Source organism: Streptomyces sp. NPDC012510, assembly GCF_042955065.1.
GTDB lineage: Bacteria > Actinomycetota > Actinomycetes > Streptomycetales > Streptomycetaceae > Streptomyces.
This window is the reverse complement of the sequence record NZ_JBIBEN010000104.1, coordinates 1-1,107: the sequence shown is the minus strand read 5'-3', so window position 1 is coordinate 1,107 and position 1,107 is coordinate 1. Positions and strand designations below refer to the sequence as shown.

Annotated in this window: 1 protein-coding gene; it reads right to left on the bottom strand. The window is 50.9% G+C overall.

What is annotated here, in order from left to right:
* A partial coding sequence (locus ACFY9I_RS42635; protein ID WP_391012952.1) for a hypothetical protein occupies positions 1–445 on the bottom strand: 445 nt, incomplete at its 3' end.
* Positions 446–1,107 lie beyond the last annotated feature (662 nt).

Sequence of the window (1,107 nt, the reverse complement as noted above, 5' to 3'; positions counted from 1 at the left end):
ATACCCCTGCTGTAGAAGGGTTGTTTACCCCTGCCGTAGAAGGGGTGTTGTCTGCTGGTGCAGGGGTACTGGTGGAAACCCCTTCCATAGCAGGGGTATTGGGTGCAGAGGTGTAGTGGGAGAGGTTTACTTTCCCCTCTGCAAGGTTGATGATTCCTGGCACGTTGAGAACATAGTGATTCTTGCGCCCCACCTTTTGCTTGGTCACGAGTCCTGGCAAGTAGGCATCGGCACCCTTGAAGTTCTTCGCGTGCTTGATACCTCTTGCCTTGGCTAGTCGTTCGACACTCGGGTTTAGCTGTCCGGTGTCCTTGTTCCATCTCATCACAAGCTCAATCAGCAATACTTTGTCTTCTGGTCTGAGGCTGCTGATTGTGATGACGTTGATTAGGTCGAACTTATTGGCACCGGCGGTGTTCGCTGGCTTATCCAGTCTGTCAGTCATAGCTGATATCCTTAACGTAGTTGGTTAATTGCGGCTTGGTTAGCCCGGTTGATTCACTTGGGTGGAGGCTTCATTGGAAATGATAGGCACCATTTTCTTGCCCCCTTCCCGAGAGCCCTACAGGTTTCCCCCGGCCCGTAGGGCATTTCTCACGTAACACTATTCGGCATAGGGCAATAGCTCGATTACTACTCCGTCTGATCCAGAGAGAACCCCCTGATTCACTGAATCGGGGGGTTTCCCTGTTTCGGCCTGATTCATTCTTGCTCTTTAGTCGGCCCTCAAAGTCAAGGAACTTCTATTTCCGAAGAGAACTCCGCCCGAGTTTCCCCAAGAACTCGAAATCGACTCGGGGTAAATACCTGCTTTCTTGAGTTCTTCCATGATTGCTTCGTAGTCGTCATCGAATTCTTTCAAGAACTCTTCACGTCGCATGAGTTCACCAGTGCGTTTCAGCTCAGAATAGACAGCCTGTGCGGGAAAGCTCAGGCTTTCCACGTCTACCATTAGCCCTCCAAGATGTAAAGATGGCTACTGCGCATCCCCATCAGACCCTGGGCATTCTGAACCTCATACACCTTTCCCTGTGCCTTCAGATCATCAAGTACTTGTCTGAAGAGACCAGGTGCAGCGTTAGGCAACGCTTGCGTGAATTCGCTTTC